Source organism: Streptomyces sp. NBC_01363, from assembly GCF_026340595.1.
In the GTDB taxonomy this organism is placed as follows: Bacteria; Actinomycetota; Actinomycetes; order Streptomycetales; family Streptomycetaceae; genus Streptomyces.
Genome location: NZ_JAPEPF010000003.1, coordinates 29,005 through 47,420 on the forward strand (window position 1 = coordinate 29,005; position 18,416 = coordinate 47,420).

The following is an 18,416-nucleotide window of genomic DNA, read 5'->3' on the forward strand; positions in this document are numbered from 1 at the left end:
TGAGCTCCTGGAAGGGCGTTGTCACGTTGTCGGGGGGCGTGATCGTCTGAGGGCGAGCGGGGGCCGGGGCGGCCTGTTGTTCAGACCCTGGCGGGCAGGCCGGTGCTGCCGGTGATGTGGTTCCAGATAGTGAAGCGGATGGTCATCTCGAGGCGGTGGCGGCCGGCGGTCATGTGGTGGCGGTCGGGTCGGAAGTGGGGTGAGATCCCGGTGAACGCGGACAGGAACCGCTGCGCCCCGCCGATGCTGCGGAATCCTTTCATCGCGCGTTCACGCTGCCTCGTCGGCTGATGGGAGTTCTCCGCCCGGTTGTTCAACCCCTTGTGCGAGCGATGTTCCACCGAGGGCATCACCTCACGGTGCGCTGCGCCGTAGGCACGGAGTTTGTCCGTGACGATCACCCTGGGCACCGCCCCGGTCGTTTTGAGGAGCCGGCGGAAGAAGCGCCTGGCCGCGGCCTTGTCACGACGGGCCTGCACGAGGATGTCGAGCACCATCCCGTCTTGGTCCACGGCCCGCCACAGGTACTTCCACTCACCATTGATCTTGATGAAGACCTCGTCGAGATGCCACTTGTCACCCGGCCGGGGGCACCTCCGGCGCAACGAGTTGGCGTAGGCCTGACCGAACTTCAGGCACCAGCGGCGGATTGTCTCGTAGGAGACGATCACTCCGCGCTCGAGCATCAGCTCCTCGATCTCGCGGAAGCTGAGCGGGAAGCGGAAGTACAGCCACACGCAGTGCGAGATGACCTCCACCGGGTACCGGTGGCTTTTGTACGGCGGTGCCGTGGAAGGCATGATCGGCTCCCCTCCCCGGACCCACCAACCCGGAGATCATCCCAGCCCGACCGTCAATGTGACAGTCCCCCACGTGGCACTCGATCCCGGGTTCGTCGAGCACGTGCAGAGCAACGGCTGGGCCGTCCCAGAGCCCACCGACAGCGACTTGGACGCGATGCTCACCGTGCTCATCGAGGACGAACTGGACTGAGGTGGCGTCAGAGGTCGCAGAGCCAGCCCCCAGCGTCAAGGCGACGGGTGCGGCTCTGCAAGTCGAGCGGTCAGCGGCTCGGAGGGCGGAAGGGGACGACGTTGTTCGGGGCCGGAGAAGGCTCGGGAGCTGGGCCCTTCTTCTGGGTGAGAACAGCGCCGGCGAGAGCCAACAGGGTCACCCGCTGGCGGAGCTCTTCGAACTCGGCTTCTTTGTTGGCGAGGGTCTAGGCGTCCAGCCCGCGCGCGAGCGCGACGCGGTCGATGTGGTTGGCCAGGGACCTGCCGCCGTCGGTCCACGCCGCGTACAGACGCACCGAGCCGTCGGGCTGGGGGATGTCGGTGCGCACCAGGGTCTCGGGCCCGGCCGCGGCGAGCGCACCGTCGACCGCGGCCCGTTCGACCGGGCCGCGGTCCCCGGCGGGCGCGGGGCCGGGCCGCGCGAGCACGGGCCGGGCCGTGAGGACCGGCACGGGCAACTCCAGCGGCAGGCGGGCGGGCAGGGGCTCCGCCTGCTCAACGACGGCCCCGCACGGGCGGTCACGGCCTGGCCAGGCCGGTCAGCAGGGCGACGACTGCACGATCCCGTGGTCCTCCTGGCCGTGGATGATGCCAGGGAAGACGCGGATCTGGGTGTGGGGGCCGTGGGGGTGGAGATCCGCATGGCACTGGACGGGAAGACCGTCGTCGTCTGGTCGAACGACGTCCTCACCGACCTCTCCACCGGCCTGCGCGACCTCGGGATCCCGTGGCCGGTCTCGACCGGACACGGCCGTTGCCACGAACTTGTCCAGATGACCCTGGCCTGGCGCGGCGACATCGCCCCGAAGACCGGCAACCCCCGCCTGCCCATCGCCCCCGGCCGCGCCGACCGGATGCTCTACCTCCTCCGCGGGATGGCCCGGCCCGGCGCCTGACGACAACCGCTGACACCCCGCCACAGGGCGAGACCACTGAACCTGGCTTTTTCGGCCAGGCATCCGACCAGCACCCTGCTTCCCCCCGGCCGCTCCCGCCAGTCCGTCTGACGCTCTCGCTCCGGTGCCGAGTAGACGAGTGCCGCCCGACTCGGGCTCACATGTCGCCGGTCCGTTCAGAGTCCCTCATCGGTGGCCAGGCATGACTCGCGATGGAGAACCCACCGCGATCCTCACAACGAGACACCCGACTGCCATCGCGCCAGCAAGATCAATCAGAGGGTATGACTCGGCTCCTCAATTGCCCCCAAGGTCGTAACTCGCGTCCGTCAAGATTCGGTGGCAGACGGTCAAGGTTCAGTGGCACGGGAGTGCGCCACGAGGCGCTATGCAATCGAGTGGAGGTGAAAGACCACCACTGCCGGGTCGTCGCAGCGGCCTGGTGAAGCTGGGGGCAGCCTGACCCGGGGAACGCCGGGGAGGGTGGCAAGCGGCCCCGACAACGGCGGGACGTGCCGGGACTACCGGACGGTGCGGGCCCGTCTAGTGCTGTGACCGCGAAGGTTCACCGGGTCCCGGCGGTCAGGGTGAGCTCCGAGTTGGGATGGTCTGGTCAGCCGTGTAGGGAGCCTGTCGTGCCCCCGGCTCTGCGACGATTGCTGAGTGAGCAAGCACGAGTGGGACACATTGACCAAGTCTGAAGAAGCCTTCATGGTCAATTCCTATGAGATCGACATCCTGCCTGGTGTCTGGGGCGATCTCGACGAAGCCGACCAGTCTCGACCAGTCAACGAGCTGGCGGGAATCTTGCTCGCTCTCATCGATCGTGGGTGGATCGAGGTCCGCCGACTCGCGCCGTGGACCTCCCCCGCCGGGAAGAACGGCTTCCAGCACGGCGAGCTGGTGCCTCGTGATCAGCTTCCGGCGATTCTCGAAGACGCGCCCAACTGGGAGTATCCCGAAGACGGGAACTGGATTGGCGCGTTGACCCTGGTCGAGACCGAAGCGGGAAAGAAGATCACTCGTCTTTCTCCCGAGGAGATGGCCGAGTAGGCCGTCATGGCGGGAAGCCTCAGGCCGCGGCCAAAGGTCGGCCGCCCCAGCGGAGGCCCTTCTCGCTGCGGATGCGGGCTCGTTCGCGGCGTTGGGCGGCCAGGAGGTCGGGGTGGCGGGCGTTGGCATTGCGCCAGCGCAGATGGCGGTGCAGCTCGCGGGTCTGAACAGTGTGGTTGGGGTGGTTTGAGTTGGCCAGGGTGAACTGCCGCAGCGGCCCGAAGTGCGCCTCGATCGGATTGGCCCAGGAGGCGTTCGTCGGGGTGAAGCACAGCTCGACTTTGTTCTTCCACGCCCACCGGCGGATCTTGGCGCCCTTGTGGGCGGAGAGGTTGTCCATGATCACGTAGATCGGGGCGCCGTCGGGGCGAGCGGCGCGGATGGACCGGAGCGCGGCAAGGCTGTTGGTGGTGCCCTTGCGGCGGCGGTTGACACCCCAGAGGGTGTCGTCGCCGATGGAGTAACAACCGTGGAAGTAGGTCACGCCGTGGGTGCGGTGGTAGGTCGCCGGGACCCGGTCGGGCCGGCCCTGCTCGGCCCAGCAGGATCCGCCGGTCGGGCGTATGCCGAGCGGCCCGAACTCGTCGAATGCGAAGACGCGGTCAGGGAAATGGTCCATGACGTGCTCGATCCGGTCCAGCTTGGCATCGCGGTCAGGATCGGTGGAATCCTTCCAGGTCTTGGTGCGCTGGAAGGTGACGCCGCGACGGGCGAGCAGGCACCGTAACGCCTCGCGGCCTATCCGGATCACACGGCCGTGCACGCGGCGCAGGTAGGCGGAGAGTTTGCGGATGGACCAGCGAGTGAAGGGCTGGCCGAGCTTGGTTGGGCGGGTGGTGGCCGTCTGGATGACGAAGTCCTCGTCGTCAGGACTGAGCAGGCGGGGACGGCCTCCCGCCCACTGAGGGTCCAGGCAGGCCAGGCCGATTTCGCTGAACCGGTGGATCACATCGCGGACGGTGTCCTCGTCGGCCTGGACCAGCTTCGCGATCAACGGGGCCCGGTTCCCGCCGGCCGAGGCCAACAGCATCATCGCGCGCCGGAACCGCACCGAACCGGTGCTGCCCCGACGCACGATCTGCTGCAGCTTCTACCCCTCCTGGTCGGTCAACCTGCGCACACGGACAGGCTCGGCCATAGCGCCTCCAGCGGTCGGATCGGACGTCACCGCACACATCCAACCGCTGCGGCCACGAGCCGGGCGAACCTTCCAGGTCGGAGGGCTACTTCTCGCGCAGATTCTCGACTTCGGCGGCCAGCACAGCCATATCGCGGACGTGCGTGTAGTACCTGGTCGCGTACTCGTCGTCGATCGCAGGGAGAACCTTCTCGAACACCGCAGTCAGCCGGATCAAGCCTTCACCGCGTTGTTCGTCGAGCGGGCCTTTGAGAGGGCGTTAAGTCCCGTTCCTGATGATGTGGTGTCGCTCTTTCGTGGGTGATGGGTCGGTTCCGTCCTCGCTTCGTGTCGTGTGCATGATGGGGTCGCGGGCATGGAACGGATGCCGTACGCAACCGACTTGTCCGACGAGCAGTGGTCGTTGATCGAGCCGCTGGTCACCGCGTGGAAGCAGGATCGGGTGTCGCGGTCGGCGACCGGGGACCCGGGCTCCTGCGACCTGCGCGAGGTCGTGAACGCGCTGCTCTACCAGAACCGGACGGGCTGTCAGTGGCGTCTCCTGCCGCACGACCTCCCGGCCTGGTCGGCGGTGTTCTACTACTTCAGCGTGTGGCGCGAGGACGGCCTTGACCAGCGGATCCAGGAGATCCTGCGCTGCCAGGTGCGGGAGCGGTCCAGGCGATTAGAGGACCCGTCCCTGGTGATCATCGACACCCAGTCCGTCCGCGTGGCGGCCGGAGTGCCGAAGAAGACGACGGGACTGGACGCGAACAAGAAGACGCCCGGCAGGAAGCGGGGACTCGCCGTCGACGTACTGGGCCTGATCATCGGTGTGGTGATCCTCGCCGCGAGCGCGCACGACAACGAGGCCGGCATCGCCCTGCTGGACCAGGCGGCCGAACGATGCGGGATGCGCCTGGAAAAAGTCCTCGTCGACCAGGGCTTCAAAGACGCCGTGATCATCCACGGGGCGGTGAAGGACATCACCGTCGAGGTGGTCCGCCGCAACCCCGACGACAAGGGCAAAGGCTTCGTCCCGCAACCGAAACGATGGGTGGTCGAGCAGGTCAACGGCACCCTCATGCTGCACCGGCGCCTCGCCCGCGACTACGACCACCGGCCCGACAACGCGGCCTCCCGCGTCTACTGGGCCTCCACCGCCGGCATGCTCCGCCGCCTCACCACCCCTACCCCCACATGGCGTGACGACGTGGAGCTGGCCGCGTGAACGTCTGCGAACTCCTGCGGCTGCTGCAGACCGAACACGATGAGACCGCCGCACGAGCCGACAACCTGCGCGAGCAGATCGAGCGGCTCACCACCGCCCTCGCCGAGACCGAAGCCCGCCTGGCCGAGCTCACCGCCACCCGCAAGGTCATCGACGGCCTCACCCCACCCGACCACGAACCGGCCCCCGCACAGACCACCACCGCCACCGTCTACCAGCGCATCGTGACCGCGTTCAACGAGCACCCCGGCAAGGTGTTCCGCGTCCACGATCTGCACGAGCACCTCGGCCTGCCCACCGACGAGCCCTCGATCAACGTCACCCGCTCCCGCCTGGGACGACTCGCCCGTCAGGGATTCCTCAAGCAACCCGGACGCGGCCGCTACCAGAAACGGACTTAACGCCCTCTGAGAACGCCCAGGGCGTAGCCGCAGGCGTCCGCATCAAGCATCACCATGTCCTGGTCCTCGATGCCCAGGCCGCGGAAGCTTGGCGGGAACGGCATGGCCATGTGCTCGGCCATCACCTGCGAGAGCGCTTCGAGCTTCTCTTCGAACATGCACAAGATCCTGCCGGATCCCACCCGGCGAACCAATGCGGTCACGGCACTAGCGAGGTCAGAAGGTGTAGCGAAAGCGAACCAGTGGTTGAAGCTCCGTAAGCATTGAGCCGGCTCAAACCTGGTGGATACGGGCCGGTATGCAGCGCGTGACCTGCGTGTCCTCGGACAGGTGGGTTAACTCCGAAGCCGGATTTCCTGTTCCGGTGGGGAGGCCACGTTGAAAGCCTGCGGCGTAGGCGTGGCGATGCTGCCGGTGTAGAGCTGGGCACCTCCCTGACCGATCGATTGCGTGGTGAACGTGGGAACCATCCGCGGTCGCCCGAGCCGCCGGACAGCCGGTTCGGCGGTGGGCAGGTCCGTTGCCGACTGAGGGCCGTGGGTGGGGCGGAGGCCCCGTAGTAGTCGCGGGAGTAACGACCCGTCGTGGAGGCCGGGAAAGCCGGTCGCAGGGCAAAGGGGGCCAGCAAGTCAGTGGCCGAAGCACTGGAATGTCGGGAGGGTCGCCGGTGAATACCGACGAGCTGGAGCGCGCCTTGTATGAGGCGGAGCGTCAGGTACTGAAGATCCAGACCAAGCTGCACCGTTGGGCTCGTGATGATCCTCATCGCAGGTTCGACGACCTGTTCGTGCGCCACGAGGCGCTACTTGACCGTGCGGCGGTGAAAGTCCGCCGCCGTGGCCTTGTCGCAGCAAGGCCACGAAGCTGAGGACAGCCTGACCCGGGAGTCGCCGGGAGGGGCGGAAAGCAGTCCTGACAACGCCGGGACGCTCCGGAACTACCAGACGGGTCGGGTCCGGCAAGCGAGACGAGAAGGTGTACGAGAGGAACCAGCGCGTGAAGCTCCGTAAGCGTCGAGCCGGCTCAATCTGGTGGATATGGGCCGGTCCGCAGCGCACACCTGCCGTGATCATGCGGCGGGTGACTCCGAAGCCGGGATGAATAGGCCGGTGGGGAGGCCACGAGGAAAGCCTGCGGCGTACTCGTGGCGAGGCTGCCGGGGTATAGCTGGGCACCTCCCTCGTCGAACGGTTGGTGGTGAACGTGGGAACCACCTGCGGCTGCCCTCACGATGCTCCATCCAGGACATCGAAGGGCAGGCCCGTCGTCGGCTGTCGGCCGCAGTGTGGGGCGGAGGCCCCGTAGTAGTCCGAGCGCGCGAAAGGCGCGTACATGGCGAAGGGGGCCAGCAAGTCAGCAGGGCGGATGCTGGAATGCTCGGAGGACGCCGGTGAATACCGACGCACCAACGCTCACGTCGTTCGGCGCGGAGCGCAGGGTACGAGAGATCCAGACCAAGCTGCACCGTTGGGCGACCGACAATTCAGACAGGCAGTTCTGTGATTTGTTCAATCTCGTCTGTGATCCCGCATTTCTCCTGATTGCGTGGGAGCGAGTGCGGGACAACAGGGGTGCACGGTCGGCAGGGGTTGACGGGAAGAGCGCCTACTATATCGAGCGGCAAGGCGTCGGCGAGTTCCTGGCCGAAGTCCGCGAAGATTTGAAAGCGCAGCGGTTTCGTCCCTTACCGGTCCGCGAGCGGATGATTCCGAAAGCGGGCGGACAGAAATTGCGCCGCCTAGGTATCCCCACCGTGCGTGATCGCGTTGTTCAGGCTGCGCTGAAATTGGCGCTGGAGCCTATTTTCGAGGCGGACTTTGAGCCGTGCTCGTACGGCTTCCGGCCCAATCGGCGAGCTCATGACGCGATCGCCGAGATCCGCACCTTCGCCAGCCCGCCTCACCGATACGAGTGGGTCGTGGAGGGCGATATCGCGGCGTGCTTTGACGAAATCTCGCACTCGGCGCTTATGGGCCGGGTACGGCAACGGGTCTCCGATAAGCGCGTCCTGATGCTGGTCAAGGCGTTCCTGAAAGCCGGAATCCTCAACAAAGAGGGACTCTTCAGGGAATCGCGCACAGGGACGCCACAGGGCGGAATCCTTTCACCTTTGCTCGCCAACGTCGCACTATCGGTACTCGATGAGCATTTCGCTCGACGTCACCGAGAGCAGAGAAGGATGACTCGGCAGCAGCGGCGGGGAGAGCCATCATTTCGGCTTATCCGCTACGCTGACGACTGGGTCGCTCTGGTTCGAGGCGACAGGGCCGATGCCGAGGCAATACGCGACGAAGCCGCCGAGGCTCTCTCCATGATGGGCTTGCGCCTTTCGGAGGAGAAAACCACGCTGGTGCACATCGACGAGGGCTTTGACTTTCTCGGCTGGCGCATCCAGCGCCACCGAAAACAAGGCACGGCGAAGTACTACGTCTACACCTACCCGAGCAAGAAGGCGGTCAAGTCCGTCACGGGAAAAGTGAGGGCGGCCAGCCGATTGGACAAGAACCAGCCGCTCGAAGTCCTGCTGCGCTATCTCAACTCTGTGCTGCGGGGCTGGTGTGTCTACTTCCAGCCCGGGGTTTCAAGTGTCACCTTCCACTTCCTGCGCGCGTTTACCTGGCGCAGGGTCATGGGTTGGCTGCACCGAAAACACCCGCGTGCGAATTGGAAGCAAGTGCGCCGCCGGTATTGCCAGGGCCAGTGGTGGCCGTCAGATGGCGATACGGCGCTGTTCGATCCGGGGCGGATGCGGACTACCCGCTATCGCTACCGAGGGACAGCGATTCCCACTCCGTGGGCGAGCATGATCTGAACTGTTCGGACGTCAACGGGACTTGTGGAGCGCCCGGTGCCCGGAGACGGGCACGCCGGGTGCGGGAGGCGGTCCGGGGAAACCCGCTGGTGGGAACACCAGCAGGGCGCCCCGGGCCGACCTCACAATCTCGTTGCCGATCCCGGCTTCCTGCTGGTGGCCTGGGATCGGGTGCGGGGTAACAAGGGTGCACGCACGGCCGGGGTGGACGGACGCACGGCGTCGTCCATCGTGTTGCGGGTCGGAGTCGAGGAGTTCCTCGACGTGCTGCGGTCGCAGATCAAGGACCGTAGTTTCCAGCCCATGCCGGTGCGGGAACGGATGATCCCCAAGACGGGTGGCAAGCTCCGCCGTCTGGGATTGCGACGATCACCGACCGGGTGGTGCAGGCATCCTTGAAGCTGGTGCTGGAGCCGATTTTCGAGGCGGACTTCCTCCCGTGCTCCTACGGGTTCCGCCCGAATCGCCGGGCTCACGACGCGGTGGCAGAGGTGCGTCTGCTCACGTCCAAGAAGTACGAGTGGATCGTGGAAGGCGACATCAAGGCCTGCTTCGACGAGATCTCGCACACCGCTCTCATGGAGCGGGTGCGGGCACGCGTCGGGGACAAACGCGTCCTGGCCCTGGTGAAGGCGTTCCTCAAGGCGGGCATCCTCAGTGAGGACGGCCTGCTGCGGGACAACGACACCGGCACCCCGCAGGGTTCGATCCTTTCGCCGTTGCTCAGCAACGTCGCGCTCTCGGTCCTGGACGAGCACATCGCCCAGGCCCCGGGAGGCGCCGGAACTGATCTCAACGAGCGCCGCAGGCGTCGACGCCGAGGTCTGCCCAACTACCGGCTGGTCCGGTACGCGGACGACTGGTGCCTGATGGTTCACGGCACCAAGGCAGACGCCGAAACGCTACGCGAAGAGATCGCCGAAGTCCTCACCACGATGGGCCTGCGCCTGTCCCAGGAGAAGACTCTGATCACCCACATCGAGCAGGGCCTGGACTTCCTCGGCTGGCACATCCAGCGCCACCGAAAGCCAGGCACCAACCGGTATTACGTCTACACCTACCCAGCCAAGAAGGCCCTGCGGGCCATCATGGCCAAGGTCAAGACACTGTGCCGGGAGGTCGGCACGAACCAGCCGCTCGACGCCCTGCTCGCCCGGATCAACCCGGCGGTGCGGGGCTGGTGCGCCTACTTCCGGCCCGGGGTTTCCTACGCGACCTTCTCCTACCTGCGCAACTACATGTGGCACACGGTCTGGAGATGGGTACAGCGCAAGCACCCCAAGACGGGCCGGAGGAAGATCTTCCGCCGCTACTGCGGCCGTAGATCATGGTGGACCGGGGAGACCCGGGAGTTGTTCAACCCGATCACGGTAGGCACCACTCGCTACCGCTACCGGGGCCTGACGATTCCCACCCCCTGGGACGCCACGGGATGAGAACAACCACCACGAAGCCCTCGGGGCTTGTGGAGAGCCGGGTGCGGTGCCAAGTCGCATGCCCGGTTCGGGAAGCGGCTCCGGGGAAACGGGCCGGTCGAAAGATCGGAACCGCGCCCCGGGCCGACTTCACCAGCGGCGGTAGGCCTTCTGCCGGACTGCGGCCTGCAATACGTGGAATCCGCACGCCCAGTCGTAACGGGCGCGCCGCAGACCCCGCCCGGGCGGCCCGTCCCCTCGCCCCCGAGGCTGCTATGTCGTGTCAAGCCGCTTGAACAAGATCCACGATGCTCCTGAGTGCGGGGCGGTCGATCCGTTCGAGGGTCTTGAAGAGTTGGCGGCAGATGACGCGCTTGAGGCATCGCTGCGCGTCGCGGGCAGTCTTTCCCTCAGTGATCCTCCGGGCGACGTACGCCTTCGTGGCGGGGTCGAGCCGCATGCGGATCAAGGTGATGGTGTGCAGGGCCCGGTTGAGCTGCCGGTCTCCGCTGCGGTTGAGCCGGTGCCTGTTCGTGAGTCCGGACGATGCGGGAATAGGTGAGACGCCGGCGAAGGAGGCGAAGGCCGCTTCGGAACGAAATCGTCCCTGGTGGGACCAACTGACCAGGATCTGAGCCGCAGTGATCGGACCGACGCCGAGCAGGTCGAGGAGTTCCGGAGCCATGTCTGCGACCAGGGCGTGGATGTCCTTCTCGAGATCCTTGGCCTCGGCCTGTAGGGCTTGGATGCGCTGGGCAGTGGATCGCAGGGCCCGCGCCGTCATCCGGTGCTCAAGGCTCTGTGCCGGACGGTCCCGAAGCTGAGCACAGTAGGCGATCTGGGCCGGACGCTTGAGTTTCCGTAGCTCGGCTCGGAGCCCATCCGGCGCGGAGACGATCAGGGCCTTGAGCTGGTTGATCGCGGCCGTGGAGGCGAGGACAGCGCCATGACGGGTGGCAAGGAGGACCCGCAGGGCCTCGCGTTCGCCGCGAAGCCGGGGTTGGATCAGATGCTCGGTGGCCAGCGCTTCCTTCGCGGCCCGGATGGCGTCGAGCATGTCCGTCTTGCGCCCGCCCCGATTGGGCAACCGCTTGGGCCGGCAGACCTCGACGACGCGCTCGCCTGCTTGGTCGAGAAAGACTGCGAGGCCGGCGCCGTAGCTGCCGATACCCTCCAGAGCCCAGCAGCGCCGCCCGGGGACGTGCTCGCGGGCGAAGTCCAGGAGACGGCGGTAGCCGCGGGCGTTGGCGGGTGAATCGGTGCTGGCCAGCACGGCGCCGATGGGACTGACGGCTGCTGCCGCAAGGGTGTCGCGGTGGGTGTCGACGCCGATGACCCCGTCGACTTCTTCTGCGAGGATGGCCACGCGGTTGTTCTCCTTACTGGGCGGACGGCTGGAGGTGGCGTCGGCCTGGGTGGAGTCACCGCGTGGCGGAACTGTGATGAGTCACGCCGCAAGGCGGACAAGCTGCTGATCAAGCCAACGGGTGGGCCAGGCCGACGCCCGCGTCCGGCAGACATCTCGGGGGAACGGCAGCCGCTGGGGCGCCAGTTATGTTTCGAGTCATGCCGGATCACAAGCGTCGAGCCTGGCAGCAACCCATCCCGGGCCGCAGAAGAACTCTCACAGTTACGTTTCCGCGTGAGGGATGTTCGTCACGCCCGCGAGCACGTCACGCCCGCTCGCCTCGACCCTCCCGCGGTGTGGGCCGACCGCAGAGTGTGCGCTCCTCGCTGCAGATGATTCGGGCCCGGACGCCCTCCGGCCGCGCCCTTGCGGGTCAGGCGGAGTGTCAGCCGTCCTGCGAGGTGGCAGAACATCGCCGCGTCGGGCTTACGGATCGCGGCCGACCGGGCGCCGAGCGGCCACCCGCTGAAGACGGCGCGGGTCGCCGCGATGGGCGCGAGCGGGACCGATGCGGACGATGAATGGGAAGCGATTGCCCGCGTTCGCGAGTGCCCTCTATCGTGAACTCGTTGAGGCAGGGGGGCTACTCACGGTGAGTGAAGCCAGCAGCAAGGCCCGCGGATACCAGCAACGGGCATGGTTATGGACGCGCGACATGGTGGCGTCGGGCTGCTTCAAGTTGGGGACCCTCTTCCTCACCCTCGCGGTCGTGGCGGCGCCGCTTTCCCGTCCCGCAGGCGTCTGGCCGGCGTCCGGCAGTGGCTCCGTACCGCGCACGTATCTTTCCGTCTTTCTTCTCGATCACGCATGCATCGTCCTGGCCCTGCTCGTATTCGGCCTGGGGGCGTGGGCTGCCGTTCCCGCCGCGCTGCCCGGCCCTGATGCCGCACTCGCCCCACCCGCCTCCGAGGAGCCCGCCCCACACCCCCGACGGAGATCGCTTCGAACAGCTGGTGGCGCTCTGTTCTGGCTCAGCGCCTGGCTTTTCGTCCTGGGCGGGCAGATGTTCCTGCTTACTGCGGGCGGCGGGTCCACGTGGCTGGTCAATCTCGGAATCGCCTTCTGTTCCGTACCGGTGTTCCTGGCAGGACGGGAGTTGCGTCGCACGGCCGACCGACGGGGACGAGCTGTGACGCGGGCCGCGCTCTGGACCGGGTGGACGCTGCGCCTGGCCCACTGGCTCTGCAGAACGGCAGGCGCCGGACTGGTCGCCCTCTCCGTGTACGCGGCCTCGGTCACCCTGGCCCGGCCGGGAGCGGACCGCCTGGAATTCCTCCTCGTTCTCGCGCTCAGCGTGTCCGCCGCAGCCGTCGGTGTCGTCGCCTTCCGGCTCGGAGCGGTCGCCGGGAATGCCGCCAGGCGGCACTTCGGGCTGGCGACGCCTGGACCATCGAGGCGTCTGTCGACCGCGCAGAAGCTGCGCGTGGGCTCCATCCAGCTCACGAGCCTGGCGACCGGAACAGCCGGGCTCGCCGTCGTGCTCGTGAGCCTGCGTCTCGCGGTGGGCGACCTCGTGGCGACGGTGTCGCACCTGTCCTCACCGCACACCCTTCTCCTCGACCTCATGAGCCTGTGCGTCGGCGGCTCGGACATCTGGGCAGCGCTGGCCGCCTGGCGCGTAGCCCAGCGATTGCTCGGGACGGGCGCAGGCAACGGCGCGCCTCTCCCCCGACGCCGCCGGATCCACGGCTGGGCCCTGCGGACAGCGAGTTGGGCGATGCGCCTTGGGGGAACGGCCGTACTGCTCCTCGCCGCCCTGGGAATGAAATCGGTATCCACGATTCCCGACCTGCCCGGATATCACGGGCCCCCCTGGTACATCCTTCTCGTGATTTTCCTGCTGGTCGGAACGGGCGGTGCCGCAGTCCTGGTATTCGCCTCCATCCCGGCGATGAAGGCGAACCGGTACCTGGCCAATATCGTCACGTCCCCGGACCACATTTCCAGCGGGTCGTACGTCCTCTATCTCAGGCCGTTCAACCAGGACGTCGGTGCCTCCGCGGCAACGCCCCTCGGCAAGAACCTGAACTTCTTCAACAACCCGGGCACGTGGATCATGCAGTCCCACCGCAGCCACGAGGAACGCATCAGCGCCCTGTTCACCGAATTCGGGCCGCTGCTGGCGGTCGGCAGCCCCGGTGAGCAGGTGCCGGGCGGCGCGGGGGCGGCGCGTATGTACCTACCGCTCGACGACTGGAAAGGCACCGTCGGCCGGCTCATCGAGAACGCGGGTGTGATCGTCATGGGGACCGGCCCCGGACCGGGAACGCTCTGGGAATACGCCGAGGTCCTCCGCCGCAGACACCCCACACGGCTCGTCCTGCTGGTGACGGACCCGATTGAATACCGACGCTTCAAGGCTTCGAGTGTCGCGGAGGCGGAAGGCGTGCTGTACGAACTCAAGAGCCGATACGGCGAGTCCTGGGAGACGCCCCTCCTTCCCGAACTGCCGGACTACCTTTCCTCTCCAGCCGATCGGGCGTTCTGGTTCAATTCCATGGTCTATTTCACCAGTGATTGCGAACCTCATCTGATTTCCCTGGACACCTCTACAGTGAGCGGAAATTTTCGGATGGACAGTTTTGTCGCCAAGAGTCGCCTCACTCCACTCATGAACCATCTACGAAGCATCCTGGCGGGCGCCTCATCGACGATGCCGGGCAGAAATGACCACTGACGATCCGGGGCGCCGAGCAGCCCTGAGCCAGACCGGCCCCACCATCCCCGGGCAGTCGGACCCCGCCTCCACCCGTGGTGGCGGGGGCGAAGCGTTCGTGGCGGAGTCGTTCGGCGGCCTTTGCGTCGGCGCGCAGGCTCTTGGTACGGATCGTGGACAGCTGCAGCGGCTCTGAGTCTCGGGTGGTACGGGCCGTGACGCTCAAAAGCGAGGCGTGGCGGGTGCCGGTGGGCGGTTCCGCTGCCCGGCCTTGGGGGCCGGGCAGCTCGGGTACCTCCGTGCCCCGTCCTGCAAGGGCCTGCATATCTGAGCTCCCTTTCTCGGGCTGGGGCAGGACAGCAGGAAGAGGGCATGGCCAGCAAGAAAGGTCTGTGGTTCTGGGGCAGTCGGCGCCCTCCATCCCGATGGCCAGAACTGACGATGACCGTCAGCCGGAATGCCTCGCCTCGGGGATCGGTGGTCGGCAAGTCCCTCTCGCGCGTCGGCGGGGCTGCGCGCGGGCCTATGGGGCTGGCTGTTGGCCGGGCAGATAGACCATCACGCACCGGGGATCGGTGCGCACTGGGTCTCGGTGGGCGGTTGGGAGACGAGACGTACGTTCTCCGTCTGTCCTGCGGCCGCCGCGGCCGCCTTGTTCTCCAGGGGGGTCTGGCAGGCAGGACACAGGATCAAGCGAGACGGCCGCACTCCCACTTCCCGGTCCAGTTCTCGGCGGCCTTGGACTTGGGGTCCCTCGGGGCAAAGCAGCGGCATCAGCTGCATCGGAGCCGCGTGTTTATCCGGGTCTGCGGGCGCTTCTGACGCTTCTTTCGACTCAGGAGACCGACGAGGCGATGCCCGCCGAAACGAATGGGCCCCAATCGCCGGGTACCACTGCGAGATCGGCACCGAGTTCGGCCGCCAGCTGTTCCAGCGCTGCGCCCAGGCTGCCCGCAGCAACCAGATCAGGGTAAAGGCCAGAGTCCACCTTCATAGTCTGCCGTCGCGACGCCACCAAGAGAACGGCGATCAGACGTCGCAGCGAGGCCGTGGGCACGTGACTCCGACTGTCCGTTGCTCACGGCCTGGGGAGCCATTGACATCACACTCAGTCAGCCCTTCCCGGAAAGTGAGCCAGAACCGGTTCTCGTGAACAAAGCCAGCGCGTACGTTTCCGGGGCGCTGGTCCCGCTGCCGGGCCCATCCTGCGGAACGGACAGCGAAGTCACTGGGCCACCTGTCAGGACGCGACCAGCGGCCTGACCCTGGAGTCGGCCGGAAGGGGGCGAGAGTGCGGGACCAACGGTGCCCCGATCCCGCCGCACCTGTCGCCGGAGTGCCTGGAAGTGCCTACGGGTTCGTCTCGCAGCCTGTCTGGCGAGCGGCCAACCGGATGGCTTCTGCGTACGGGGTGTCGAAGGCGCGGATCTCCGGATCGAGATCGCTGAAGGGAACCAGCGCTTCGTGAGTACTGTTCACTGTCTGCATCCATGCGCACCAGGCGTCGTGGACATCCTCGTCGGTGACCTGCTCCCCCTTGGCGTTCAGCAGCACGGCGTATAGGCGGAACAGCGCGGCCGAGTCCTCGGGAGGCTCGGCGTCGGGGGGGAGGCAGGACCGGATCAGGGTGGCGAGGGAGTCAAGGTAGGTCACACGGTCAGTGTGCCCGCAAGCAGAAGGAGATGCGCCGCTACGAATACCAGAGGCACGACGCGTTCGGATGTACCCAGTTCGGCGTAGCGCCTGCGCCAGCCGACAACCGGATCGCGGCGCAGGGCCTCCCACTCGTCCGCGAAGATCTTGACCGGGAGGCGTTCCTCGATCTTGTTGATGCCCTTGAACTTCGCCGTGTTGAGGTCCCGGTAGCTACGAAGCTGGAGCCACCAGGTGGCGGACAGGGTGATGCCGGCCAGAGCCACCGCGACCGCCGCCCACCAGGGGGACTTGGCGAGCTCCGGGAATCCGAAGCCGACGAGGCCGACGAACGCGGTCTGCACGGACAGGAAGAAGGCGTTGGCAGTCCCCCGGCGCGCGGAGACGCGGTCGGCCATCTCCACGGCTAGCTTGTAGAGCTCAAGGACCTCCGTACGCTGGGCTGGGTCGGGAGGCGTTGTCACCGGCCCCCTCCGACGAGCGTCTTGAGGTTGGGCCACGTCCACTTGTAGATCTTGTCGCCGTCCGTCGCTGTGGTTGGCTTCTTGCCGGTCTGGCCGTTGTACCCGTTCAGCAGGAAGTACTCGATCCCCTCCTCTTGGGCGAGTTTGAGCTCGATGGCCACGCCGACGGCCTGGTGCGTGTGCTTGCCGCAGATCACGATGACGATGTCGGACGCCCGGATCCTGGAGCGAGCCTTGACTTTCCAGTCTTGCGATGCCTCCTTGATCGACCAGTCATATACCTCGAAGGGGGAGTCAGGGTTCTTGGCCTGCCCGATCAGCAAGTCTTTGAGGGGCTTGTCGTAGTCGTAGTCGAAACTGACGAATGCGCGCTTCGGCATCGATGCTCCTCTACTCCAAGTGGACGTACCTGCGCGCATCGTAAGGGTCGATACTGGCTGCGGTCATCGAAACGGACAGGGCTCCCCATCTCAGCGGGGTTTGGTAGCAGCCTTTCCCGGGCCACTACACAAGCAGGCTCAACCTCCACTGCCGCTACATCGTCCAGGTACGGCGCCCTACGTTCTCTGGTAACGGCCGCCCTGTGAATCATCTTCGGGCCGCCTCGGGTGTGGTCGGCCGCGGTGCGGCCTGCTGATCTATCCGGCGAGGGCGAGGTGGTGCATCCGGGCGATGCCGTGCATGGCGTGGTGGACTTCGGCGCCTCTGAGCCAGCAGTCGCGGAGGATCTTCCAGGGGTATGGACGTGCTCGACACGGGCACGGACCTGCTCGTGGGACTTGTTGTGCGCTTCGTTCCAGTCGGATCCCATGCCGGGATAGCAGCTGTCGGCGATCGTGAGTGTCCTGCCAGCTGCGGCCCTGGCGCCGGATTCCTCCCACGCCTTGCAGTCGTTGCGGTTCCCAGGCAGCAGTCGGCCGGCCACGACGACGAGCCGAGTGTCGGCATCGATGACGACCTGGTGATGGCGGAACATCTGTATCTCTTCGACGGTGCGGCGATGATGTGGTCGAGGGGGGACCAGAGAAGCAGTTGAGGGAGATCCTGTAGGCAACTCCCCTGCTTGTGCCTTACTTGTCACATGGCACCGATTGAGTCAGGCAAGCGTCTGAGTTTCGAAGGACTGCCCCCGCGGTTGTTTCGGCAAGGTCTGGCATATCCGTTCGTAGGCATCACAATGATGCTATTGATCAGAAACTCATGGGGTTCACTCGTCGAGGACGTAGCGGACGTGCCGACCGCCGAAGTATCCGCGCACGATGTGGGGTTGGCGTTGTCGACGGTGGAAGAACCTGCGGGTTTCGGCGGCGAGTTCGGCTTGGTTCCTGGCCCGGTGGGTGTGGGGCAGGCTGCGTTTGAGGTCGGCGTTGACGAGCTCGTCCGGGTTTAGCTCGGGTGAGTACGAAGGCAGGAAGTGCAGTTCGATCTGGTCCTTGTGGTCGGCGAGCCAGGTCCGGACGGTCTTCGAGCGGTGGGCCGAGTGCCGGTCGACGATCAGGTGGACCTTCCGGTCGAAGTGCCCGACGAGCCGGTCCAGGAAGTGGCACATGATCTTCGCGTCGAAGGACTCGGTGAAGACCATGAAGTGCATTCGGCCCTTCGTGCTGATCGCGGACATCGCGTTCACGGAGAACCGGTTCCCGGTACGGCGGATGACCGGAGTGGCTCCTTTGGCGCCCCAGGTGCGGCCGGTGACCTGGTCCGAGCGGACCCCGACCTGATCGGCGAAGAGGACTTCGCCGTTGTCCGCTTTCGCTTTGGCCCGGATCGCCGGCCAGGTCTCCTCGCGCCAGATCCGGACGGCCTCCGGGTCCTGTTCCACCGCCCGCTTGTCCGGACGCTGGAAGGCCAGCCCCCACCGCTTGAGGTACTTGCCCACCCCCGGCTCGGTGAACCGGACCCGGTACAGCTTGAAGATCAGCTCGCCTATCAGCCCCCGCGTCCACAGCTGACCGGAAAGCCCCAGGTCACAGGGGATGTGATCAAGGACGGCCTGCCGGACGGCGGCCTGCTCGGTCTCGGACAGGACCTGGTGTTCGCCTGTGCGGCGGCCTCGCGGACGGGACAGCAGTGCGTCGCGTCCGCCGGCCTGCCACTTCGCCCACCAGTTGTCCACGGCCCTGGCCGACACCTTGAACAAGGAAGCGACCTCCGCCCGGTCCCGGCCCTCCGCCAGCGCGGATACCGCCAGCAACCGCACGGCCTCCTGCGCGCCCGGCGACCACGTCCGCACATCCCCCACCAGATCACTCACACCTCGTCAACGAGCATGAACACAAAGCGTTTCGGATCAATAT

General features: G+C 66.4%; 18 protein-coding genes and 1 pseudogene. 8 read left to right on the top strand and 11 right to left on the bottom strand.

Translation table 11 applies throughout. From position 1 onward, the window contains the following. Nucleotides 1–80: 80 nt before the first annotated feature. Together OG611_RS39720 and OG611_RS39725 are read right to left on the bottom strand one after the other, a co-directional pair. Nucleotides 81–800 carry an IS6 family transposase gene (locus tag OG611_RS39720; RefSeq protein ID WP_266414271.1) on the bottom strand — a complete coding sequence of 240 codons (720 nt, stop codon included), beginning with the start codon at nucleotides 798–800 and terminating at the stop codon, nucleotides 81–83. Nucleotides 801–1,219: 419 nt separating this feature from the next. Continuing rightward, nucleotides 1,220–1,465: a hypothetical protein gene (locus OG611_RS39725; RefSeq protein ID WP_266414269.1), complete on the bottom strand. Its 246-nt coding sequence runs from the start codon at nucleotides 1,463–1,465 to the stop codon at nucleotides 1,220–1,222. A gap of 129 nt (nucleotides 1,466–1,594) precedes the next feature. Here OG611_RS39725 and OG611_RS39730 point away from each other — a divergent pair, with 129 nt between their 5' ends. Together OG611_RS39730 and OG611_RS39735 are read left to right on the top strand one after the other, a co-directional pair. Next, nucleotides 1,595–1,909 (top strand): hypothetical protein, encoded by a 315-nt coding sequence (locus OG611_RS39730; protein ID WP_266414267.1) that lies wholly within the window; start codon nucleotides 1,595–1,597, stop codon nucleotides 1,907–1,909. Between the two features lie 663 nt (nucleotides 1,910–2,572). After that, nucleotides 2,573–2,962 carry a hypothetical protein gene (locus OG611_RS39735; RefSeq protein WP_124285959.1) on the top strand — a complete coding sequence of 130 codons (390 nt, stop codon included), beginning with the start codon at nucleotides 2,573–2,575 and terminating at the stop codon, nucleotides 2,960–2,962. Nucleotides 2,963–2,981: 19 nt separating this feature from the next. On the opposite strand, the gene OG611_RS39740 is transcribed toward OG611_RS39735, so the two are convergent. Together OG611_RS39740 and OG611_RS39745 are read right to left on the bottom strand one after the other, a co-directional pair. Next, on the bottom strand, nucleotides 2,982–4,049 hold the full coding sequence (locus tag OG611_RS39740) for an IS630 family transposase (RefSeq protein WP_266425382.1): 1,068 nt from the start codon (nucleotides 4,047–4,049) through the stop codon (nucleotides 2,982–2,984). Between the two features lie 136 nt (nucleotides 4,050–4,185). After that, nucleotides 4,186–4,317 (bottom strand): hypothetical protein, encoded by a 132-nt coding sequence (locus OG611_RS39745; protein WP_266414263.1) that lies wholly within the window; start codon nucleotides 4,315–4,317, stop codon nucleotides 4,186–4,188. A 138-nt stretch (nucleotides 4,318–4,455) separates the two neighbouring features. Between OG611_RS39745 and OG611_RS39750 the strand changes: the two genes are divergently transcribed. Beyond that, nucleotides 4,456–5,310, top strand: coding sequence for an IS5 family transposase (locus OG611_RS39750; protein WP_266414261.1), 855 nt, complete (start codon nucleotides 4,456–4,458; stop codon nucleotides 5,308–5,310). Then, nucleotides 5,307–5,711, top strand: coding sequence for a hypothetical protein (locus OG611_RS39755; RefSeq protein ID WP_266414258.1), 405 nt, complete (start codon nucleotides 5,307–5,309; stop codon nucleotides 5,709–5,711). The genes OG611_RS39750 and OG611_RS39755 overlap by 4 nt, the downstream gene beginning before the upstream one ends. Here the strand turns inward: OG611_RS39755 and OG611_RS39760 are convergent. Next, entirely contained in the window at nucleotides 5,708–5,869 is a 162-nt protein-coding gene (locus tag OG611_RS39760; protein WP_266414256.1) for a hypothetical protein, read from the bottom strand. The two genes, OG611_RS39755 and OG611_RS39760, sit on opposite strands and share 4 nt — an antisense overlap. Nucleotides 5,870–6,378: 509 nt before the next feature. On the opposite strand from OG611_RS39760, the gene OG611_RS39765 reads away from it, so the two are divergent. From OG611_RS39765 to OG611_RS39775, 3 genes are all read left to right on the top strand, one after another. Then, nucleotides 6,379–6,579, top strand: a complete 201-nt coding sequence (locus OG611_RS39765) for a hypothetical protein (RefSeq protein WP_266414254.1) — start codon at nucleotides 6,379–6,381, stop codon at nucleotides 6,577–6,579. 522 nt (nucleotides 6,580–7,101) lie between these two features. Continuing rightward, entirely contained in the window at nucleotides 7,102–8,523 is a 1,422-nt protein-coding gene (ltrA, locus tag OG611_RS39770; protein WP_266414252.1) for a group II intron reverse transcriptase/maturase, read from the top strand. A 383-nt stretch (nucleotides 8,524–8,906) separates the two neighbouring features. Then, entirely contained in the window at nucleotides 8,907–9,959 is a 1,053-nt protein-coding gene (locus tag OG611_RS39775; RefSeq protein ID WP_266414250.1) for a reverse transcriptase domain-containing protein, read from the top strand. A 262-nt stretch (nucleotides 9,960–10,221) separates the two neighbouring features. Here OG611_RS39775 and OG611_RS39780 read toward each other — a convergent pair whose 3' ends face one another. Next, a complete protein-coding gene (locus OG611_RS39780; RefSeq protein WP_266414248.1) occupies nucleotides 10,222–11,304 on the bottom strand; it encodes an IS110 family transposase in 1,083 nt (360 codons plus the stop codon). Nucleotides 11,305–12,640: 1,336 nt separating this feature from the next. Here OG611_RS39780 and OG611_RS39785 point away from each other — a divergent pair. Beyond that, nucleotides 12,641–14,023: a hypothetical protein gene (locus tag OG611_RS39785; RefSeq protein WP_266414246.1), complete on the top strand. Its 1,383-nt coding sequence runs from the start codon at nucleotides 12,641–12,643 to the stop codon at nucleotides 14,021–14,023. 1,329 nt (nucleotides 14,024–15,352) lie between these two features. On the opposite strand, the gene OG611_RS39790 is transcribed toward OG611_RS39785, so the two are convergent. The 5 genes and pseudogenes from OG611_RS39790 to OG611_RS39810 all read right to left on the bottom strand — a co-directional run bounded on the left by OG611_RS39790 (nucleotide 15,353) and on the right by OG611_RS39810 (nucleotide 18,373). After that, nucleotides 15,353–15,655 carry a hypothetical protein gene (locus OG611_RS39790; RefSeq protein WP_266414244.1) on the bottom strand — a complete coding sequence of 101 codons (303 nt, stop codon included), beginning with the start codon at nucleotides 15,653–15,655 and terminating at the stop codon, nucleotides 15,353–15,355. Beyond that, nucleotides 15,652–16,059: a hypothetical protein gene (locus OG611_RS39795; RefSeq protein WP_266414242.1), complete on the bottom strand. Its 408-nt coding sequence runs from the start codon at nucleotides 16,057–16,059 to the stop codon at nucleotides 15,652–15,654. Before OG611_RS39795 ends, OG611_RS39790 begins: the two co-directional genes overlap by 4 nt. Before the next feature lie 56 nt (nucleotides 16,060–16,115). Further along, complete coding sequence (locus tag OG611_RS39800) at nucleotides 16,116–16,499, bottom strand: TIR domain-containing protein (RefSeq protein ID WP_266414240.1); 384 nt, start codon at nucleotides 16,497–16,499, stop codon at nucleotides 16,116–16,118. A gap of 258 nt (nucleotides 16,500–16,757) precedes the next feature. Beyond that, nucleotides 16,758–17,130, bottom strand: a pseudogene (locus tag OG611_RS39805) (IS5/IS1182 family transposase); the annotation flags it as partial. 196 nt (nucleotides 17,131–17,326) lie between these two features. Beyond that, nucleotides 17,327–18,373: an IS630 family transposase gene (locus OG611_RS39810; RefSeq protein ID WP_266414239.1), complete on the bottom strand. Its 1,047-nt coding sequence runs from the start codon at nucleotides 18,371–18,373 to the stop codon at nucleotides 17,327–17,329. Nucleotides 18,374–18,416: the final 43 nt, after the last annotated feature.